This is a genomic window from Microcoleus sp. POL10_C6 (assembly GCF_036701585.1).
GTDB lineage: Bacteria > Cyanobacteriota > Cyanobacteriia > Cyanobacteriales > Microcoleaceae > Microcoleus.
The window spans coordinates 31,348-51,697 of the sequence record NZ_JAUBRB010000041.1; the positions used below are offsets into that span (position 1 = coordinate 31,348).

General features: G+C 46.4%; 21 protein-coding genes. 13 read left to right on the top strand and 8 right to left on the bottom strand.

Annotated features, from left to right (window positions below):
* Positions 1–68: 68 nt before the first annotated feature.
* Positions 69–548, bottom strand: a complete 480-nt coding sequence (locus QUA34_RS20900; RefSeq protein WP_333389113.1) for a hypothetical protein — start codon at positions 546–548, stop codon at positions 69–71.
* Between the two features lie 37 nt (positions 549–585).
* Between QUA34_RS20900 and QUA34_RS20905 the strand changes: the two genes are divergently transcribed.
* The 4 genes from QUA34_RS20905 (at position 586) to QUA34_RS20920 (ending at position 3,177) form a co-directional block, all read left to right on the top strand.
* Positions 586–912, top strand: a complete 327-nt coding sequence (locus QUA34_RS20905; protein WP_333084935.1) for a hypothetical protein — start codon at positions 586–588, stop codon at positions 910–912.
* Entirely contained in the window at positions 909–1,142 is a 234-nt protein-coding gene (locus tag QUA34_RS20910) for a hypothetical protein (protein ID WP_333084936.1), read from the top strand. The genes QUA34_RS20905 and QUA34_RS20910 overlap by 4 nt, the downstream gene beginning before the upstream one ends.
* Positions 1,143–1,445: 303 nt before the next feature.
* The gene (locus QUA34_RS20915; protein WP_333389114.1) at positions 1,446–2,339 is read left to right on the top strand and encodes a ferritin-like domain-containing protein; all 894 of its coding nucleotides are present in this window, start codon (positions 1,446–1,448) and stop codon (positions 2,337–2,339) included.
* 334 nt (positions 2,340–2,673) lie between these two features.
* The gene (locus QUA34_RS20920; protein ID WP_333389115.1) at positions 2,674–3,177 is read left to right on the top strand and encodes a YbjN domain-containing protein; all 504 of its coding nucleotides are present in this window, start codon (positions 2,674–2,676) and stop codon (positions 3,175–3,177) included.
* Between the two features lie 60 nt (positions 3,178–3,237).
* Here the strand turns inward: QUA34_RS20920 and QUA34_RS20925 are convergent, their stop codons facing one another.
* From QUA34_RS20925 to QUA34_RS20935, 3 genes are all read right to left on the bottom strand, one after another.
* A complete protein-coding gene (locus QUA34_RS20925; protein WP_190658220.1) occupies positions 3,238–3,696 on the bottom strand; it encodes a divergent PAP2 family protein in 459 nt (152 codons plus the stop codon).
* A 14-nt stretch (positions 3,697–3,710) separates the two neighbouring features.
* Complete coding sequence (gene crtE, locus QUA34_RS20930; protein ID WP_333389116.1) at positions 3,711–4,637, bottom strand: geranylgeranyl diphosphate synthase CrtE; 927 nt, start codon at positions 4,635–4,637, stop codon at positions 3,711–3,713.
* Positions 4,638–4,827: 190 nt separating this feature from the next.
* Complete coding sequence (locus QUA34_RS20935; RefSeq protein WP_333389117.1) at positions 4,828–5,715, bottom strand: LysR family transcriptional regulator; 888 nt, start codon at positions 5,713–5,715, stop codon at positions 4,828–4,830.
* Positions 5,716–5,825: 110 nt separating this feature from the next.
* On the opposite strand from QUA34_RS20935, the gene QUA34_RS20940 reads away from it, so the two are divergent.
* Together QUA34_RS20940 and QUA34_RS20945 are read left to right on the top strand one after the other, a co-directional pair.
* Entirely contained in the window at positions 5,826–6,314 is a 489-nt protein-coding gene (locus tag QUA34_RS20940; RefSeq protein ID WP_333329604.1) for a GNAT family N-acetyltransferase, read from the top strand.
* Positions 6,315–6,412: 98 nt separating this feature from the next.
* Complete coding sequence (locus QUA34_RS20945) at positions 6,413–7,177, top strand: methyltransferase domain-containing protein (protein ID WP_333329602.1); 765 nt, start codon at positions 6,413–6,415, stop codon at positions 7,175–7,177.
* A 242-nt stretch (positions 7,178–7,419) separates the two neighbouring features.
* On the opposite strand, the gene folD is transcribed toward QUA34_RS20945, so the two are convergent.
* A complete protein-coding gene (folD, locus tag QUA34_RS20950; protein ID WP_333329601.1) occupies positions 7,420–8,289 on the bottom strand; it encodes a bifunctional methylenetetrahydrofolate dehydrogenase/methenyltetrahydrofolate cyclohydrolase FolD in 870 nt (289 codons plus the stop codon).
* 144 nt (positions 8,290–8,433) lie between these two features.
* Here folD and QUA34_RS20955 point away from each other — a divergent pair, with 144 nt between their 5' ends.
* Both QUA34_RS20955 and QUA34_RS20960 read left to right on the top strand, forming a co-directional pair.
* Positions 8,434–8,859, top strand: coding sequence for a DNA-binding protein (locus QUA34_RS20955; protein WP_333329598.1), 426 nt, complete (start codon positions 8,434–8,436; stop codon positions 8,857–8,859).
* 221 nt (positions 8,860–9,080) lie between these two features.
* On the top strand, positions 9,081–9,503 hold the full coding sequence (locus QUA34_RS20960; protein WP_333329594.1) for an NUDIX hydrolase: 423 nt from the start codon (positions 9,081–9,083) through the stop codon (positions 9,501–9,503).
* 100 nt (positions 9,504–9,603) lie between these two features.
* On the opposite strand, the gene QUA34_RS20965 is transcribed toward QUA34_RS20960, so the two are convergent.
* Positions 9,604–10,152 carry a LeuD/DmdB family oxidoreductase small subunit gene (locus QUA34_RS20965; RefSeq protein WP_333042404.1) on the bottom strand — a complete coding sequence of 183 codons (549 nt, stop codon included), beginning with the start codon at positions 10,150–10,152 and terminating at the stop codon, positions 9,604–9,606.
* 177 nt (positions 10,153–10,329) lie between these two features.
* Here QUA34_RS20965 and QUA34_RS20970 point away from each other — a divergent pair, with 177 nt between their 5' ends.
* The 5 genes from QUA34_RS20970 (at position 10,330) to QUA34_RS20990 (ending at position 18,616) form a co-directional block, all read left to right on the top strand.
* A complete protein-coding gene (locus QUA34_RS20970; protein ID WP_333389118.1) occupies positions 10,330–11,208 on the top strand; it encodes a hypothetical protein in 879 nt (292 codons plus the stop codon).
* 533 nt (positions 11,209–11,741) lie between these two features.
* The gene (locus QUA34_RS20975) at positions 11,742–13,967 is read left to right on the top strand and encodes a GAF domain-containing sensor histidine kinase (RefSeq protein ID WP_333329585.1); all 2,226 of its coding nucleotides are present in this window, start codon (positions 11,742–11,744) and stop codon (positions 13,965–13,967) included.
* A gap of 442 nt (positions 13,968–14,409) precedes the next feature.
* Positions 14,410–16,089 (top strand): AarF/ABC1/UbiB kinase family protein, encoded by a 1,680-nt coding sequence (locus QUA34_RS20980; protein WP_333389119.1) that lies wholly within the window; start codon positions 14,410–14,412, stop codon positions 16,087–16,089.
* Between the two features lie 224 nt (positions 16,090–16,313).
* Positions 16,314–17,402 (top strand): galactose-1-phosphate uridylyltransferase, encoded by a 1,089-nt coding sequence (gene galT, locus QUA34_RS20985; protein WP_333389120.1) that lies wholly within the window; start codon positions 16,314–16,316, stop codon positions 17,400–17,402.
* Positions 17,403–17,503: 101 nt separating this feature from the next.
* The gene (locus QUA34_RS20990; RefSeq protein ID WP_333389121.1) at positions 17,504–18,616 is read left to right on the top strand and encodes a M24 family metallopeptidase; all 1,113 of its coding nucleotides are present in this window, start codon (positions 17,504–17,506) and stop codon (positions 18,614–18,616) included.
* Positions 18,617–18,839: 223 nt separating this feature from the next.
* Here QUA34_RS20990 and QUA34_RS20995 read toward each other — a convergent pair whose 3' ends face one another.
* Positions 18,840–19,091: a TIGR02450 family Trp-rich protein gene (locus QUA34_RS20995; RefSeq protein ID WP_242725377.1), complete on the bottom strand. Its 252-nt coding sequence runs from the start codon at positions 19,089–19,091 to the stop codon at positions 18,840–18,842.
* Between the two features lie 760 nt (positions 19,092–19,851).
* Positions 19,852–20,076 carry a hypothetical protein gene (locus QUA34_RS21000; protein WP_006635912.1) on the bottom strand — a complete coding sequence of 75 codons (225 nt, stop codon included), beginning with the start codon at positions 20,074–20,076 and terminating at the stop codon, positions 19,852–19,854.
* Between the last annotated feature and the right edge of the window lie 274 nt (positions 20,077–20,350).

The window sequence follows — 20,350 nt, forward strand, 5'->3', positions numbered from 1 at the left end:
TACCATTTTTAACCTGTGATTTTTAATTAATAAGAACGCCGCCCTTAAAAGCGGCGTTTTTTTGAAGTTTAGAACTTCTGGATCAACGCCCAGACTCTCCCGTTACCCGACACTATCTGGGCAACGCTGTTAGTAGTAGGGCCCATTGTAGCCTCAGAGACATCCTCTACAGCCCATTTATTTGCTTTCTCATCAACAATAAACAAATCGTCAGCGGTAGTGCCTTCCTGAACCCGATATATCTTATTCAAAATGAAACGCTGTCGCGCCTCAGCTTTTGGTATGCCCGTAACTTCATCAGGATCGATAGAGAGGGCACTGCCTTCTTTTAATGTACCTTTCGAGTTGCTTAAATTGCGATCGTCCCTTTGAGCAACCCGCACGCCGTGAAGCTGCAAACGAGGCTCAATCTCAGAGATATTTGAGATAGCAGCTACGGCCCCACTTTTTCCCCAACCGAGAACCGCTGCACTAACAGTCAAAATTAGCAAAAACTTGAAAGGATTCACTGTATTTATGCTCCTTCTTTTGTGAGATTCTGCACTCATTCTAAATTAGCAATTAGCAATTAACAATGACCAAACGATGTCCGATATTTTTGTGATGATCCGCAATCAGAGTAACGTCGCCATGACTTCAGTTGACGGCATTGCGTTTGTCACTTTACTGACTCAAGAAGGACGAGTGCTGGCAGAGGAGACAGTTGACCTGTTTGAAGCTGATGTGAATTTTGATAACCTGAAGCCGGGAAAATATACTGTAGTTGTCAGGCACGAAGGCGTTGAACCTCGATCGGCAACCTGTAGTGTTACAATCACCGATGAAGATAAAGTAATCATGCTGACATTTGTTTACTTGGAGCTAGAACGGGTGCTGCTCCGCATTCAAACTTCAACCGAAGAAAGACTATGACCGTGAAAGTTACTCCGCCAAATTCAATTAAAATGTTTCGTTATCGAGTACATTTCTTGGCAAAAGACCTCTGGAGGGAAAAAAACCCGGTTTGTCGGATGAATCTGGCTTTACAGTTAGCTGATGTGGCGACAACTCTGGCTAGATTAGAAGTAGAAGAGGCGCGAAAATTTCAACAAGAGTCTGCTAGTGTTGAGGCTTCAGACTCGACGGAACCTGAAGAGTTTTGAGTGCGTGAGATTGCTTTCTGCGATCCGCGCCACCCTTGCGTGATAGCAGTTTAAAAAAATAATCTAACTGTAGAAAAGCTCCCAACCCTGATAGTCATCACTCATTTTTAATCTAAAGTCTAAAATCTAAAATGGTATGGCTCGCAACTCAAAACTATTGTCATTTGTTGAGCTAGTAAAAAAATTGTCTGTATAAAATTGAATCTCCGTGCTAAACAATAACTTTCTGCCTTGCGAGGTAATTGGTTGTCGAAAAAACTGCGTTACACTTATACAAGTATCTTTACAAAACAACATAAAAGCATGACTGTTGCCTATCCCCGCAAGCTTCGCAACGCTATGGGAGCGCGCGAAATTTTAGCTAATGTAGTGCGCGATCGCGAAATTCACTTGATCACCCTCAATCGCTATCGGTTTAGCGAACAGCGCAGTTGCAAAGACCTCACCGACTTGATCGAACGGCTAGACGGCGAACCGGCCGAACTCGTGCGCGACCTCTCCCGGCACATTTCCGACGAAGCGCGACACGCTATGTGGCTTACCGACTTGCTGGTAGACTTGGGCCAAAATGTGGGAACGCCGCCGGGAGTCTCCTACATTGACGAATTTGAGCGCCTGCTGGACAAAGAGCAATACCGCAACCTCGAGGACGGTATAATTGCAGCCTTAGTTGCAATCAATGTCACCGAAAAGCGGGGCTGCGAATACTTCTCAGCGCACATCCACGCCCTCAAACAGGCTCCCCAAACCGCAGAAAACGTCAAAATCCGCGAAACCATCGAAAAGATTTTTCCAGAAGAAGCTGGTCACGTCCGCTGGGGCAACCGCTGGCTGGCCCAAATCGCCGACAAAAGCCCGGAACACCGCCAGAAGGTGGAACAGGCAAAGCGCAAGTATGTGGCGATCGAACAAGCAGCTTTTGAATCGGGAATGGATATCATGTTGGGGGCAGAACTCCGCCGCGTCACCCGCCTAGTAGATATAGCCAACACCATGCCGATGTGGGAACGCCCGCAATACCTGATGGAACGCTTGCCCGCAACCCTGCTAGCCCCCGACCTGCAAATGACCAGAGTAGATGTAGCTCAGCGCGCCTGGAACCGCGACCCGCAGGCATTTATGGAGAAATTAGTCCCCATGTTCCTCAACGGCTTGAATACCATTGAGAAGAAGCCGGCGACTAAGCCCAAGGCTTAAAAACGATCGCGAACCTGGTTGAAACCGCTTTGCAAGTCAAACTTGCGTCTGCCTCCGCAAACAAGCGAGATATACTGGTTCCCCGGCTATGCCTGGGAACCAGTTATTTAAAGTCATAATTTGTACTCGTTACGAGGCAGAGCCTGGTAACGCCGATCCAGATGCTCTGCCTCAAGTTTTCGTAGTTAAGCAAAGCGGAGCCTCTGGACATCGGTTCCCAGGCAGAGCCTAGGAAGAAGTTACTCTGGACGGAGCTTTAAGATTTAAAATTTACAATCTGAAGAACATAGCAAGTAAACTGATTATTGGAATAGTTTTCCATCTAAATATAATTATGACTACCAGCGAGCCGAACATAGAAACAGCTTCCGCAGAAAGCCTATCGAGTGAAAGCGCGATCGCCTCCGAGCAGGTCGAAAAAGCCACAGCCGTCACCTATGCAGAAGAAATTGAAACTGTCATCGCCAGCATGGCTGTAGACCAAAAAGTGATGGTCGGTCAAAATGAAGCTGGCGGACATCTTTGGAAGTTTAAGTACGGCAGTGTTGAAGTGTTCGTGCAACTCACCGGCGAAACCGAAGAGGATACTTTGACTGTTTGGGCTTTTGTACTACAGTTGCCAGCGAAGAATGAAGCTCAATTAATGCGGAAACTTCTAGAAATGAATTGGCTGTCTACTTTGGAATCTCATTTTGCCATTGTTGACAATCAAGTTGCGGTAATATCGACTCGGACGATCGCCGAAATCTCGGCCGGGGAAATTTCTCGGGTTATTACTATTGTCGCCACGATCGCCGATGACAATGACGATATTCTGCAAGCAGAATTCGGTCAGTAGTGATTAGTTAACAGTTAACAGTCAACAACTAACAGTTAAAAGTTAACAGTTAACAGTTAACTAATATGCAGGCCCTGCGATCCAAGCAATCGTGATTCCCAGCCCCAAACCTACAAGCACTTGAAAAGGAGTGTGTCCCAGCAACTCTTTCAGGCGAGCCTCATTAAGGTTGTGATCTTCCTCAAAAAACTCGTCAATAATTTGGTTGAGGATGCGAGCTTGCTTGCCTGCTGCTTGGCGGACGCCTGCTGCGTCGTACATCACAATAATTGCAAAGATCGCAGCGATCGCAAAATCCGGGCTTTCCCATCCCATCGTTTGTCCGACTCCAGCAGCCAAAGCGCCCACAAAAGACGAGTGAGCGCTGGGCATTCCCCCCGTTGTTACCAAATACTGAAGATTAAACTTGCGATTTTTGACCAACTCGATCGGCAACTTCATGATCTGAGCCGCCAGACAAGCGAGCAAAGCAACCACGAGTACATGATTGTTGAATATGCCGCTGCAAATTTCCTGCATAGTGTTTAGTATTTCTAGTTACTGCGGCTGGTAATAAAATCGGCGATAGCCAGCAGCGGTAGAGCTTTGCTCCCAAACACTGCCAATTGAGCCTTAGCATCAGCAACAAGCTGCGAAGCTTGGCGCCGAGACTCCTCAATTCCCCACAAACTCGGATAAGTGACTTTCCCTGCTTGAACATCTTTGCCAGCAGTTTTGCCCAGTTCTTCTTGGGTAGCAGTAATATCCAGAATGTCGTCAATTATCTGGAAAGCCAGCCCAATATTTTGAGCGAAACGAGACAGCCGCTGCAAATCTGCAGCAGACGCCCCAGCCAGAATTGCCCCACAAACTACGCAGGCCTCTAACAGCGCGCCTGTTTTGTGAGCGTGAATGTAATTCAAAGTTTCCAGAGAAACATCTGTCTTTCCTTCCGATTCCAAATCAACCACCTGACCGCCTACCAATCCAGCAGCACCCGATGCCCGCGCTAAATGGGCGATCGTCTGCAACACCTGCTGGGGGGGTACGTTCTCAGTTTTAGTGGCGATAAATTCAAAAGCATAGGTCAGCAAACCATCGCCAGCCAAAATGGCGATATCTTCGCCGTAAACTTTGTGGTTCGTCAGTTTGCCGCGTCGGTAATCGTCATTGTCCATTGCCGGCAAATCGTCGTGAATCAGCGACATCGTGTGGATCATTTCCAAAGCGCAAGCTGTCGGAATTGCCATAGATGTAGTGCCGCCGGCCAGTTCGCAGCTAGCCAGACACAGGATCGGACGCAGGCGCTTGCCCCCCGCTAGCAGCGAGTAGCGCATTGCTTCGTAAATTTTCTCTGGGTAGATGACCGGGAGTGCATTGTCGAGAGCTACCTCGATCGCCTCTTTTCGATTGACTAGATAAGTAGATAAATCGAAAGAGGATTCCGGTTGGGACGAACCCATTTCTGTTGCCAATACCATCCCTTGCTCTCTTGTACTTAATATTTATATGGGATATTGTGAGCCGTTGGGGTCGCATCGTGCCGACTTTTACGGCAGTAGTTGCTCGAACTCCGAGCATCAATTAATCATTCTACGGGTGTTGTTGCACAGAAAATCTTTGAGTTTTGATAAGTTTGTCAAATTGCCAGTCAATCTCAAATTTACAATCTCAAATCTCAAATCCGCTGATTTGTCTGGCGACTTCCAAAAACCGCTGCACCGCCGCCGTTGGATCGCTGCGCCAAATTAGAGCGATCGCCACAATGCAGGTTGATTCTGGCAAAGATTTGTAAACAACCCCGTGGCGCTGGAAATTTTGCATCGACTCAGGGACGATCGCCACGCCCATCTCGGCAGCTACCAGACTCACAATGGTTTGCATTTGAATTGCTTCTTGAGCTGCGATCGGGCTAAAACCTGCTTGCTGACAAAGACTGACGATCGCATCGTACAATCCCGGAGCCTGGGAACGCGGAAATAAAATGAACTGTTCCGTGGAAAGTTCGCGTAATTCAACATTCGTGCGATCGGCCGCCGGATGCGTTTCTGGCAGTGCCACGATCAGCGGTTCTCGAAAAACGATTTCAGAATTTATCCCATCTTCCTCAACCGGAGGGCGCACGAAGCCGATATCAATTTGCCCGAACCGCAGCCGCTGCAACTGTTCGTTTGTCGTCAGTTCGTGCAGTTCCAGTTTGACGGCGGGACACCGAGTGCGAAACGCCTGCAAAATCGCTGGAACCACGTTGTGTGCTGCAGAACTCACAAAGCCGATCGTCAGTTGGCCGAGTTCGCCCCGACTGGTTTGTCGGCCGAGTTGAATTGCTCGATCGACTTGCAGCAGAATTTTCCCAGCCTCCTCGAAAAAAACCTGTCCCGCAGCCGTTAACTGCACCGTCCGCTTGGTTCGCTGAAACAGTTGAAACCCCAACTCTGCCTCTAAATGCTGGATTTGTTGACTCAGCGGTGGTTGGGCAATATGCAGTTTTTCGGCTGCGCGAGTGAAATTCAGTTCCTCTGCAACTGCAACGAAATAACGCAAATGCCGAAGTTCCATAAGTCCCAATGATTGATACTTTAAAAGTATAAGTTGTTAGTCAAACATATATTGGACATTAATGATGATATTTCATACAGTGATTAATAGGCGAAATTCAGAATCAAAAAATGGCAAATTTGGATATCAAAATTAGAGAAGCAGAGCTGGTAGATTTGGAACTAATTCTGGCTTTTATTTCGCAGAAATCAGAATTCGATGGAGTTCCACATCTTTTAGAAGCAACAGCAGACAAATTGAAGCAAACACTATTTGTCGAGTCTCCCCTAGTGCGAGTATTGTTGGCGGAAGTTGGCGACACAGCGGTAGGGTTTGCGATGTTTTATGCTTCCTATTCAAGTCTTTTGGCGCAGCCTTGTCTTTGGCTTGATGATTTATTTGTCCTAGCTCCTATGCGCGGTATGGGAGTCGGTACAGCACTGTCAAAGTCTTTGGCACGAATTGCTGAGTCCACAAATTGCGGGCGAATGGAATGGACTGTTAATACTGGCAATGCGCCGGGAATTGCTTTTTATCAAAAGCAGGGAGCGCGGATTTTGGAAAATATTAGGGTTTGCCGTATTGATGGAAGTGCGATCGCCCAACTCGCTAACAAATAATTTGATTGGTTTTGTGAAGAAGGTTTTTTGTTAACCGCAGAGAACACAGAGAACACAGAGAACACAGAGAAAGAGAAGACAGATTTAGGGTAGTTATCATGGCACAAAATTCTTGGAATCCCGCTCTTTATGAGGGAAATCATGCTTTTGTTTGGCGGTACGGTGAATCGCTTTTGGAGTTACTAGCTCCGAAGGCTGGTGAACAAATTCTGGATTTGGGCTGCGGGACGGGGCAGTTAACTGAAAAAATTGCTCAAAGTGGTGCTTTTGTGCAAGGTATTGATTCATCTTTGTCGATGATTTCCACGGCAAAAGTAAACTACCCTCACATCAACTTCGATGCAGCGGATGCGAGTAATTTTCAAGTAGAAGAGCCGTTAGATGCTGTGTTTTCTAATGCGGTTTTGCACTGGATTAAACAGCCGGATGCTGTGATTAATTGTGTGGAAAAAGCGCTGAAGCCGGGAGGGCGTTTTGTGGCTGAGTTTGGGGGTAAGGGGAACGTGGGGGCGATCGTCCGCGCACTTTTGAGTGTTTTGTCAGAAATTGGCTGTCAGGAGCCTGAAGCGCTTAATCCTTGGTATTTTCCGAGTATTGGCGAGTATGCTGGGCTTTTGGAAAAGCAGGGATTTGAGGTGGGTTATGCCGTTTTGTTCGCTCGCCCGACTCCCCTAGAAGGCGGCAGCGCGGGTATGGTAAATTGGATTGAGATGTTTGCTGGCGGGTTTTTGTCGGGGTTGTCTGATGATGTGCGATCGCAGGTAATTAACGCAGTTGAAGAACGTTTGCGGCCGACGCTGTACCGCGATGGTAATTGGAGTGCAGATTATCGCCGAATTCGCGTTGTTGCGGTCAAGCAGTAGGGTGCATCGCCACCCTTAAATCTGCAAATCCGATAGACAATATCACAGCGACGCACCCTACGGTAAAGTCAGGTGCGTCGCCACCCTTAGATATTCCAATAGGATCAAAAGTTTCAGCAGCGACGCACCCTACATTAGGTGTAGTTGTAGGGTGCGTGGCTTCCTGAAAACTTGATCGATTTTTCACCAGAATTTTCGACAGCGATGCACCCTACGTTAGGTGTATTTATAAGGACTAATTACTACTTAATACTGTAGGTCGAAACGGTATTTTCCAACAGCATAGCAACAGTCATCGGCCCGATTCCTCCCGGCACCGGCGTGATAAATTCCGCTACTGTTTTAACAGCATCAAAGTCCACATCTCCGGCCAAACGACTCGTACCGTCTGGATTGACAACGCGGTTAATACCGACATCAATTACTACTGATCCAGGTTTGACCATATTAGCTGTAATCATTTCTGTGCGGCCGACGGCGGCGATTAGAATATCGGCTTGGCTGGTAATCGATTCTAGGTTTTTCGTCCGCGAATGAGCTACAGTAACAGTACAATCAGCTTCTAATAGCATCAGCGCCATCGGTTTACCTACCAAAATACTCCGTCCCAAAACAACGGCATTTTTTCCTTTCAAATCAATCTGGTATTCCTGCAATAACCGCATCACTCCGGCGGGAGTACAACTTCGCAAACCTTCCTCCCCGCGCACGAGACGGCCTAAATTTACAGGGTGAAGTCCGTCAGCATCTTTGTCGGGGGCAATTTGGTACAGCAGCGAAATTGCATCTAAGTGCTCTGGTAGTGGTAATTGCACTAAAATGCCGTCTACTCGATCGTCCTCGTTGAGTGCCCCAATTGCAAGTTCTAGTTCGGCTTGAGTAGCGTTGGCTGGGTAATGCTGGCCGAAGGAAGCTATGCCAACTTTAGCGCAGGCTCGCTCTTTGTTGCGAACATAGGCTGCGCTAGCTGGGTTGTCGCCCACCATCAGCACCGCAAGTCCGGGAGGACGCCCCTTTTGGGGTTGTAGGGTGCGGACTCGATCGCTCAGCTCGGTTTGAATCTTTGTCGCTAAAGCTTTGCCATCTAGTATTTGAGCAGTTTTGGCATCCATTGTAGACTCTGGGTTAGGGGCTGACGATTTTAGATTTTAGCTTAATCCCCGCCAAGGACTACACTAGAGAAATTTCTTACTTGCGATCGATTCTTGGGATTCTGTTAAAGTAAGTCGTATCTCAAATCTCAACTCAGTTGACCAATGACTACTGCAATTAAGCAAGTTTGGGTTCAAAGATTCTGCACCGGCTCTTTATCGCTAATCCTCGCCAGCGGTTTTTTCAGTTGTGGCAATTTACCTCTGTCTCAACTTAATCTTGGCTTTAATGTTGCTAGCATTGGCGACGTTCAACAAAAGCGGCAAGTGGATGCTGAAGTTTATCTTCGGGGAAAGGTAGAAAATCGCGCTCCGTTTGTGGGGAATGCGGCTTATCAACTTGAGGATGGTACGGGCAGTATTTGGATTTTAACCAAGCAAGATTTGCCCCAGCTTGGGGATGAAGTGTTGCTGAAGGGAGAAGTCCGCTACAAGAGTATTACTCTGAAGGAATTGGCCGGAAAAGATTTAGGTGAAGTTTATGTTGAGGAAATGGAACAATTAAAGCGCACTCCAGCAGCTAATAAATAACAATACGAAGATGCTAATTTATTTCCATAAGTAAGTCTATTTCATAAAAATCAAAGGTTTATAGTTGTGATTGGGCTATTGGGAGCTGTTTATTTATCTTAAAAGTTCATTAATCATAATATTAGGGTCTGGGCGGGTTTACCTATATTTTTAGTTAATTTTACAGATGTTGGTGAACCCGCTTCTACAGCAATTTCTGCCTTCTCTCTTCTTTCTAACACATGACTAAAATTCACGTTGCGATCGCGATTTTGTACCAAGACGGCAAGTTTCTCTGTCAGTTGCGAGACGATATTCCTCATATCAGGTATCCCGGACATTGGGCTTTGTTTGGCGGACACTTGGAACCGGGAGAAACTGCCCAAGTGGCTGTATTGCGGGAATTGAAAGAAGAAATTAGTTATGCTCCTGCAAGTGTTTCTTTTTTCTGTTGTGATGTCGAAAAAGATGTGGTTCGCCACGTTTTTCATGCACAACTTAGTGCGGATGTCAACGATTTAGTTTTGCTTGAAGGTTGGGATATGAAGTTGTTGACACCGGAGCAGATTCGGGCGGGAAAATGCTTTTCTGAGCAGTCAGGAGATGTGCGACCTTTTGGCATTGCTCACCAGCGTATTTTATTGAATTTTATTGACTCGATGTGAGAAAAGTGCCACGCACCCTAGATGGGAGGGGTTTGAGCAAAGAGATATTCGTAAGGTGGACGGCAGAGCCGCGCACCCTACATTGCAGGGATTTTAACAGTTAAGAGCGAGCCGCAATCATTCCCGTTTGGCGCGCGTAGTCAAATAACCCTCCGGCATCTATTACCGGGCCTACTTCTCCTAAAGGTTTGAGTGAGAAAGTTCGATCGAGAGTGTGGTTGACAATTACCTCTGCTGTAAAGTCGATCGTCACTTCTTGGCCCGTTACAAACAAGTCGCAGAGTCGCTCGACTGATTCGATCGGGTACAATTCGCCAGTAGCCGAGCAATTGCGAAAGAAAATGCGTGCGTAAGACAAAGCTACCACCGCTGTGACGCCAGCGGCCCCCAGAGCTATCGGAGCGTGCTCCCGCGAAGAACCGCAGCCAAAATTTTCGCCCGCTATGATAATCGGATACCGGGTTTTCTGTTCACCGGATTCGATAAACTTACCGTAGCGATCGGGCAAGCCAATCATCGCGTAACTGCCTAGTTTCTCGTACTCGTCCGGCTTCGAGGGAACCAGGGTCAGGTATTCTGCCGGGATAATTTGATCTGTATCGATGTTGTCGTCTACAACAAAAATTTGACCGCTAATTACTTTACCCATAGTTTATTTCCTGTTAGCCTCGCTCGATGCTGTGGTGATAATTTTAAGTGGATCGGTATGCAAGATTTGCATCTGTTTATTTTAACCTGGCAGTGTCAGTGATAACCTGTATGAGTAAAAATTAGATCCGAGACTTTGGGTTAACAATTAACAATTGCTAAGCGTCAAGATAGTTTTATGGCAAATCCAATAGATGACATTGCTCGACAAGCTCGCGAGGGCTCGGTTGCATCGATTATTCAAATCCTTAATGACGAACTGGCACAGGTAGGGGTGAGGGCCAGAGCCGTGTTTGCAGACGGCGTGCTGCAACTGCTGTGCGAAGCTGCAACGCCCCAACTGCTCGAAGAGTCTAGTTTGGTCGATCGAGTCCGAGAAATTTTGGAACGCATTTCGCCCCACAATATTCGCCGAGTCAACATCAACAGCCGGCTTGTCCGAGAACACCAACTGCTGTGGCTGGAAGAAATTAGCCGCGATCCAGATAATCAACTTTTGTGGTCTCAAGAAATTAAACTCCGAAAGCCGAATTTGTTCAAGCGTTTAGCTCTGAGCAAGCATCACGAACGACAAGCTGTGGCAGGCAAGCGGGCTTTGCCGAGAATGGCTATACCTCGATCGATGCAGCAACCGCGGCAATTTCAGCGCGGTATCGTCGGCGGCATCAGCTTGACCGTGCTGTTGCTTGCAGCAGCAACTGCCATCTACAAAGGACTTAATTCCCAAGTGCCAAACAGCAAACAAGCCACCACCCAAGCCGTAGCAACTGCCCCTTCCTCGGAGGCAAAACCTGCTTTGAAAATTTCTAAGGAGACTGTTAATTCTGCTGTTGACTCTTTTGCCCAAGCAGTGCGAGTAGCCGAACAAGCAGCCACCCAGGGCAAAACCGCTCAATCTCGCCAGGATTGGTTAGTCGTAGCTGCTAAGTGGCAGCAAGCTTCCGATTTGATGGCCGCCGTGCCTTCCAAGCATCCCCGCTACACAACGGCTCAGAACCGGACGGCACTTTACCGCCAAAATAGCGATAAAGCCCAACAGGAAGCACAAAATAAGTAAGCAGGTAAGTCTGATAAATTTAAGCCTAGAGTTTGCCGCGCTGCTCTCGGTGTTGTGAAAAATGAGTTTTTGAGTCAAAACTCGGAAACTCTCAGCTATAGTTATGAGTGATAATTTGGGGATTTTGAATTTTTGCGATCGGCATTACTCGATCGGCCGATTTGTATCAAAATAAAAATTTGTTAAGATCACAAACTTAAAGAGGAAACATCACAGGGTGAGGAGATGGGTGTCACTAAGCGGTCTCTAGAAAACCTTCATACTACTAATAGCCGTCAAAATTAGCGGGAATGGGGTTGATAATCATCCGGTAAAGGATGCTAAAGTTCCTCCCGTACAGATCAAAGGGTAGAAAACAGGAAAATAGAACTCGGTCAGATCTGGGTATATTTTTACATATCGAGCGACCCGCCGACCGGCTGCACAAACACAGAAAGCAGGCTCATAACAACGGTCAAGCCGACAGTTATGGAAAGGTTCTAGATTGGCAGCGGGAGCCGGCTCAAACATCTTAGAATAAAGGCTTGGTTGCCATGATCGATCGCCAGGGAAATCAAGACTTTACTTCGATCGACCGATCGCCGTCAGAGTCTTGCACTTTGTATTTTCCGCAAATCGCAGAACCAGTATCAGTCCAAAAATTTCTGGATCGTCTTATGCAGTTCCAGGTCGATCCTGCCCTTCTTGGGCGACAAATTTGCCAAATTCTCGCCACCAGCTTTGATCGAGAACTCCTCCTGCTGCAAATAGCCAATACTTTGGGGGTTGCATGGGGGGCAGATTTCTGTTTAGTTACTGCTGTGGTTGACCAAAAAGTAGTACATCCGAATGCTTACTGGCAAAATAGCAGCGATTTCCCCTATGTTGCCGGTGTTGCCGATTCCACCGAAACACCGGAACACCCCAAAACCCCTAGATTAAAACCGCCTAGCATATCACTCGAACATCCTGTTTGGGCAAACGTCCTAGCAGACGGCGAGATAGTGGCGATATCCGACTATCTTGATATTCCGGCAGCTTCATCGCCCAATTCCCCTGTGACTGCGCTGCCTTTTCGGGCAATTCTGGCAGGGCCTGCGCGATTTGGAGGGGCTGTAAATGGGATGATGATTGTTGGTAAGTCGCAACCTCACGAGTGGTCGGTAGCCGATCGGCAGCGCCTTGAAGCAGCATCAGACGCGATCGGCAGCGCGATTTCTCACATTCAAAAAACTCAAGAAATTGCTAGCTTAAACAAACAGTTACAGCGACAAGCTAAATACAAAAATCTACTCAGGTCAGTTGCTGCCTCGATCGACACAAATTCAGAAGTCGATCGAATATTGCAGCAAGTTATTGAAAATACCGTCGATACCCTGGAAGTAGATAGAGGCCAAATCCTGCTATTGAAATATACAGATCCTCTATTTACAACTCGCTCCCCCAATCAAACTCCCAAAGCGAAAATCGAATTAGTTTGCGAATCCGTTGCAAAAAAAAATCCAAAGAAACAGCCAATAGCAAAAAGCGCTACCGGAAAAAAAAGCTCAACATCCAAAACAAAAAACAAAGATAAAACTGCTAATCCCCCATCCAAAATCCCCAACTCACAACCAAATAACTATCCCGCTTTTTGGCTGTCAGAATCTAATTTGTGCCACCAAGCATTCCACAGCGCACCCAAACCCCTCGCCCTCGCTGATGCAGGCGCATTAATCGGCAAAGAACAAGAAGCGGCCACAGAAATTTTGAAACTCCAAGACATTCGCGGCTTGCTGCTGGTTCCCCTCACGGGCCGTAGCTACCAGGAAACTGTTTTGGGTTTCTTGGTTTTGCAGCACTCGAAGCCGCGCAATTGGAACCCGGAAGAATTAGAAGTTCTCGAATCAATCAGCGCTCAAGTGAGCAAGATGATTATCCAAACTCAAACGCTTAAGGAATTGCAAACCTTAGTCTTCGACAGAACCTCTCAGTTGCAGCAAAGCCTCGACGTGCAGGGGAAACTGTACGAACAATCTGCCAATCAGCTAGAGCAAATGCGGAAATTGAAGCTGATTAAAGACGAGTTTCTCAGCACTCTGAGTCACGAGTTGCGTACCCCTTTAACAATCATGAAGCTGGCGATTCTGATGCTCAAACAAGCTGAACAGCCGTCAGCGAATCGGACTAAGTATCTCGACATTCTAGAACAGCAGTGTTCTAAGGAAACTGCTCTGGTTAACGATTTGCTGGCCCTCAAGCAGTTTGAGCCTCAGCAAGTCCCCATTTCTCTAATCAAAATCGATCTCAACCGTTTGTTTCAAGATTTAGCTGGGGATTTTGAAAAACAGTGGGCGGATAAGCAATTGACTCTTAAGGTGGATTTGCCCAAGTTGACCCCTTGCTGGGAAACTGATCTGGACATTCTAAATCGGGTACTGCTGGAACTGCTGACGAATGCTGGAAAATACTCTGCTTCTGGAACGGCGGTAGTTTTGGAGGCGTCTGAGGCAGCCGGCTATATTGTCCTGAGCATTTCTAATTTCGGGCGTGGCATTTCTGCTGCTGATTTGCCCCACATCTTTGATAAGTTCCGCCGTGGCACTGGCATTACTGACCAAGCTATCGCCGGTACGGGTTTGGGTCTGGCGCTGGTAAAGTGTTTAGTGCAGCACTTGAATGGTACTATTGATGTATCAAGCTGTCCGGTCGAAAGTTCAGAAGCTGACACTTTGTGGCGCACATCTTTTACTTTGACTCTGCCGCAATTTGCAGTGGCACTCTGTAATGTAGAAGAATAGTTCGGTTGAGAAGTTGTTGGGAATTGGCAGCGAACAGGCAAAATTAGAAGACTTGCCAGAAAAGAGAGATTTGGAAATGTCGTAAACACTACCAAGTCCTCTGTTTTGAATTGTTGATCTAGTTGCCGTCTAAATTGCCGGTTCTCGATTGCTGATTTTCCACAGGACTTATATTATGTCTGGTTATTGGCCCGTAATTAGCGCCTGTTTGTAGTGAGTACGACTGTCCTATATTTATGAATTAATCAGGACTTGTATTACTTACTAGGAACTTAATTATAATTGTATAGTCGGATATGATATTACGCAAGATAGACCAAAAAAACTGAGTTTTTTAACTGTTTCAAAAGCCTGCAACCCGTATTTTCGTACCAGCGGGTTTCTGCGTCCTGGATTGTTCCCTAAAAATTGTCATGGTGCATGGAATTTGATCGCCAATATTATGCTCACAAAAGCAGCACCTAAAACCCTGCGTTGGCAACGTTCTAAATATTCGCCACTGGCACGGCAAATAGACATTTTTGCAGCGGCGGGAAAGTTTATGTTTTTTTTGTGGTGGGACGCACTGCTGCAAAATAATTCGCCTCATACAAGAAGAATTCGCGCTCATTGGTTGGTCAATACTTTGCTGAATTTAGGCCCGACTTTTATTAAAATCGGGCAGTCTCTCTCGACTCGGGCGGATTTGTTGCCGCTCGAGTATGTGAAGGAACTCGAACAGTTGCAGGATCGGGTTCCTCAGTTTAGTTCGGAAGAGGCGATCGCTCTTGTAGAATCAGAGTTAGGCAAGGATATTTATGCTTTGTACCGCGATTTTGACCCGTCGCCCATCGCTGCTGCGAGTCTGGGACAGGTGCACAAAGCAAGGCTGCACACCGGGGAAGATGTGATTGTAAAGGTGCAGCGTCCGGGTTTGGAAAGTTTATTTGATTTGGATGTAAAGGCGGTGCGCCAAGTGATGCGTTTTTGCGATCGCTATCTGCCTGCGACGCGCAAATATGACCTAGAATCTATTTATCACGAGTTTTTTAAGATTTTATATCAAGAAATTGACTACCTGCAAGAAGGTAAAAATTCCGATCGCTTTAGCCATAATTTTCGAGAATATCCTCAGATTATTGTCCCGAAAGTCTACTGGCAATACACTACTAAAAAAGTGCTAACTCTAGAATATGCACCAGGGATTAAGGTGGACGACCGCATTAGTTTAGAGGCGATTGGAGTCGATATTGTGAAGCTCAATCAACTGGGAATTTGCTGTTATTTGAAACAGTTGTTAATTGACGGTTTTTTTCAAGCTGACCCGCATCCGGGAAATTTGGCGGTGACAGAAGATGGTAGCTTGATTTTTTACGATTTTGGGATGATGGCTGAGGTGAAGTCTCTGGCTAAAGACCAAATGGTTAAGACTTTTTTTGCTGTGATGAGAAAGGATACTGACGAGGTAATCAATACTTTAATTAAGATCGGCTTGGTTGAGCCGATGCCGGATATGATGCCGGTACGCAGGTTGATTGCTTTTCTGTTGGATAAGTTTATTGATAAGCCGATCGACTTTCAAGCTTTTAATGAAATTAAGAACGAACTTTATATCATGTTCGAGCAGCAACCGTTTCGCTTGCCTGCAGAAATGATGTTTATTATCAAGTCGGTGACGACTCTCGACGGCATTGCTAGAACTCTCGACCCTGACTATAATTTCCTAGCATCCGCTCAGCCTTTTGTCAAAAGTATTGCGGTGAGCAAGGGGCGAGGAAATGCGATCGGAGAATTGGCAAGGCAAGCGCGAAGTTTTATTACATATAAGTTACGGCAGCCCAGCAAATCGCAAATTTTTCTCAAGCGTTTGGAGCAGCGAATTGAAGAGGGCGAACTGCAAATTAGAGTCCGAAATATCGAGAGCGAAAGAGCCTTGAAACGCATTAATTTAGCCCTGAAAACTCTAATTTTCGCTTGTTTGACTGGTTTTGTGTTTTTGTCGGGTGCTGTGCTGCTAGTGGGCGGATATCAAACGGGGGCGATCGCAGCTTTTGCGGTTTCGGGATTCGGTGGCTTGTTTGTGTTGCGATCGTTGTTAGACTTGTTGGTTAAGGAAAAGCTCGATCGAATGGTCGATCAATAAATATACTGGGTAATTGGGAATTGCGATCGTAAGCTGCTACGCATTTAAATTTAATCCAGATCCGAGCTCTCCGGCCCGTTCTACAATAGCAGACGGTAGGCTGACGTTGGTACTGCCAACTCAAGTTTTTAACATAATTTGCGACTTTAGGTAGGGGCGGATTCTCAAAGCACGAAGTTATACTCATAACATATATTAAACGCGATCGCCCGCCCCTACAAAAAATGTACGCCCAAAAATTGCTAAAACCAGACGGCCGCCCACTCACACTGTACAGCCGCTACCCAATCCCAGAAGGTATCGCGGCCGTAAGTCCCAGCAATGAACCCGTACAAGCAAACCCTCACTTTCGCTGGCATCCTTTGCGGGGGGAATGGGTAGCATACGCCAGCCACCGTCAGGGAAGAACTTTCATGCCGCCGCCGGAATACAACCCGCTGGCAGCTACAATTAACCCTAAGTTTCCGACAGAATTGCCGCCGGGAGATTACGATGTCGCAGTGTTTGACAATCGATTTCCCTCGATGACTTTGCAAGCAAAAAATGCACCTGCAAATATTGTCGAAACTTTGCCAGCCAAAGGCATTTGCGAAGTCGTGGTTTTCACTCAAGATCCGCTGGCTTCCCTCGGTTCTTTGGAATTATCTCACTTGGAATTATTGTTAGAAGTATGGGCCGATCGCACTTCAGTTACTGGCAGCCATCCCGAAATTCAATACGTCTTGCCCTTTGAAAATCGCGGTGTCGAAGTCGGAGTAACTTTGCACCATCCCCACGGTCAAATTTACGCTTATCCGTTCGTGCCTCCGGTGCCGGCGCGGATGTTAGAATGTCAATCCGTTTACTATCAAAAAAACAGTAGCGGTTTGCTGCAAGATTTGATTCAAAAAGAGATTTCCGACAACCAGCGAATTATTTATTTAGACGAAGAGGCGATCGCCTTTGTCCCCGCTTGTGCTCGCTACCCTTACGAAGTGTGGATTGCCCCGATCGCCCCCGCTGCTACATTTGTCGATTTGACGGAAAAACAGCGGCAATCACTCGCTAAGGCCTTAAAAACAGTCACCCTTAAATACGACGGTTTGTGGCATCGCCCCTTCCCTTATTTGATGGCTTGGTTTCAAGGGCCCACAGACGGGAAACCCCATCCAGAAGCGCATTTGCACGCCCAATTTTATCCGCCCTATCGATCGAGCGATCGATTAAAATACCTAGCAGGAACCGAACTCGCCGCCGGAATGTTTGCCAACGACGCTTTACCGGAAGAAAAAGCTAAAGAATTGCAAGCCGTATCTATCGATTTTAGATTTTAGATTTTAGATTGAGGAAATGCTGACTAAAATAATGGATTTTCTTCCTTCTTCGTGGGGTGTCCCGACCGCCCTAAAAATATAATTTAGATGCAAGAAAGCAGATGATAAACTCATTAAACCAAGAAGTCGATACAAAACTCGAATTCATCCGCAAAGCCTTAACCGAAACAAAAGCGATCGCCCTTCGCTTGCGCGGTACAGACTGGTTTGCCTGGGCCACAGCCGGCGGCTCCCATACAGTATTGCTAACCGCAGAAACTGGAGTGGCAGAACTTTTAATTACCGCCGAAACAGCTTGGGTTCTCACCGATGAAATCGAAGCTCAACGCTTGCAAGATGAAGAATTGCCCGCCAACTTTCAAATGCACATCTATCCTTGGGCAGATGTTGCACAGCGCGAAGCTTTTGTCAAAGAAATTAGTGGTGGCGGTAACGTGATGAGCGATCGGCCAAATTCCCAAGAAATGCCAATAATCGCATCTTTACAATCCCGCAAACAGACAATGATGTCAAGCGAATTAGAGCGATACCGGCGAGTCGGCCGTTTAGCCAGCGAAGCGATGACAGAGGTACTTTCTGCAGCCAAACCCACATGGACAGAATATCAGCTAGCCGGAGCCGGTGCAGAGGCTTTGTGGGCGAGAGGTTTGCATCCAGCCCTGACATTAGTTGCTGGAGAAAGGCGTTTGCCGCTGTACCGCCACGCCACAGCAACCGCCGAACAAATTGGACGACAAGCAATGTTAGTATTTTGCGCTAGGGGATGGGGTTTGTATGCAAATTTAACCAGATTTGTCTGTTTCGATTTTCTTGGAGAAAAGCATTCCGAGTTACACCGAAAAGTCAGAGAAATTGAAGCAGCCGCGCTAAATTTTTGCCGACCGGGAGTAACGCTGAATGCGGTTTATGATACGCTTAAAACTGCTTACGAAGAACACGGATATCCTCAAGCAATTGCGGAACATCATCAAGGCGGAACTACCGGATATTTGGCGCGGGAAATTGTGGCGAATCCGGCAACTTCAGATATTTTGGCAGAAAATATGGCTGTGGCTTGGAATCCGAGTTTGTCGGGAGCAAAAATTGAGGATACATTTGTAATTCACAGCGATGGAACGTTGGAAAATTTGACTTTCGATCCGAATTGGCCGAGTGTAGAAGTCGCCGGAAGGTTGCGCCCTGTGCCGCTGGAAATATGGGACGATCGACCTTAGTCAATTTAACTTATCGCCTTAGTAGAGAAAAAAGTACACTACCCTACAAAACGCATTCAACCGACTTACTTAAGCAAAAACGCTGCCACATAAGGGTTTCCGAACTTGTAGTCATGTAAAAGATTTTTCAAAACCTGCAAAGTTTCACTCCGTATTGGTTTGGATCGGAACGATAGCAGGAGGCGGCGGAAGTTCCCCTCACTCTACCCCACAGCCCTGTCTTTTAGTCGGCAGTTTCTAGTTCCTCTAATTCTTGCGTAGACTGCCATCCAGCTTGCCAGAGGGATCTGTCTTTGAGCTGTGCGGCGTTCAGCCAAAAACGGACATTTGGATCGCAAGCCGCCACCATTTCTGCAAATACCCATTTACCTTCGTTTTTTCGGTTGACGACTTGAAAGTGTCGCCACCCCCAAGTTTTTTGGTGTGAAGTCCATCGGGAACCAACTAAATAAGGAAATTTTTGTTTTTTGCTCACAGTATTTTTGTGGAAAAATATATTAGAAAGCAAGTGAATTGTAATATAGCCATCCTAAATCCTTTATGTAATTCTTGTAGGGGCAAACCCCTCCGTGGTTGCCCCCATGAGGCCGGGGTAGGCAAAGAAAGGCACTATCCCTACATCTTTGTAGGACTCCTGCAAGGATTGCTATAACTCGTTCTGTTTGATGATATTAATTCCCTATTAAAGCTCGTCAACTCCTCTCCCCCTCTCCCCTTCTCTCGAACATACCAAATAATATAGATCCGCAGCAGCTTACATGAGAGTTCGCCTAAACTCTATCTGCAAGTAGATGTTTTTATTGTAACTTGCAGCAGTTTCGCATCGGGGTTCAAAAGTAAGGGCAGTTCAATGACTGCCCCTGTAATTAGTTATACCTATTGAATAGGATAATTTTTCAGGCGATCCACAAATAGCAAATTTATCCAGTACGAGCTAAATCGTGAATCTCAAATCTAAAAGCAAATAACCCAGGTTATAGTTGTGCAGAATAATCCTTTCTGTGAAACTTACTCAAATCTACTTTTAGAGCAGGTTTGACGTTCACTTCCTGTTTCTAGCAAGGCGGTCGGCCGCTTCTTTTCCACAGGCGTGTTTTCGAGCCCAACTTTCCCTACAAACATTTTTTCAATCTTAATCGTGTTTCATTGATCCTGTACAGCTCAATAAAAACGCACTTTTAGGTAAGATTGACTAATTTCTTTGATTCTGTCGCTACCTCTTGATGACTTCCCTGTTAAGGCTTTTGGCCTGATAAGTCCAGAGGAAGTTGGGGAAGCCGGAGGCGAACCGCATTTGTTTGCAGCCAGAGAGTGATAGCGTGCTTCCGTTGCGGCGTCACGTACTCTCCCGGTCGGATCACGCCAGCACAGACGCCGATGTTTTTAATAAGGGTTTCTCGCTCCGATGAACTTGCACCCTGTAGCAACCTGACTTGGGCTTTGATAAAATCCACGTTCATAGCTGAAAGTAAAAGTAAGTAAAGAACTCAGTTAAATAGCGATGCTTTGATTCCGATTGTAACTCTAAAACCAGTTGGTATGAATCAAATTGATTCAACATCCCCATCCTGGGGATCGCGGGGTCTAGAGCTAGCCAACTTTATTTACTTTATCTGTTTTTGCTAGCAAAAGTGTCACTATGCTAGCAGTTTTGGCAGAATTATTTATAGTTAAGAACTGTTACAAATTTGGCTCGATTTCCACAATACGGCAGAGTTTAGTGCTAACGCTACT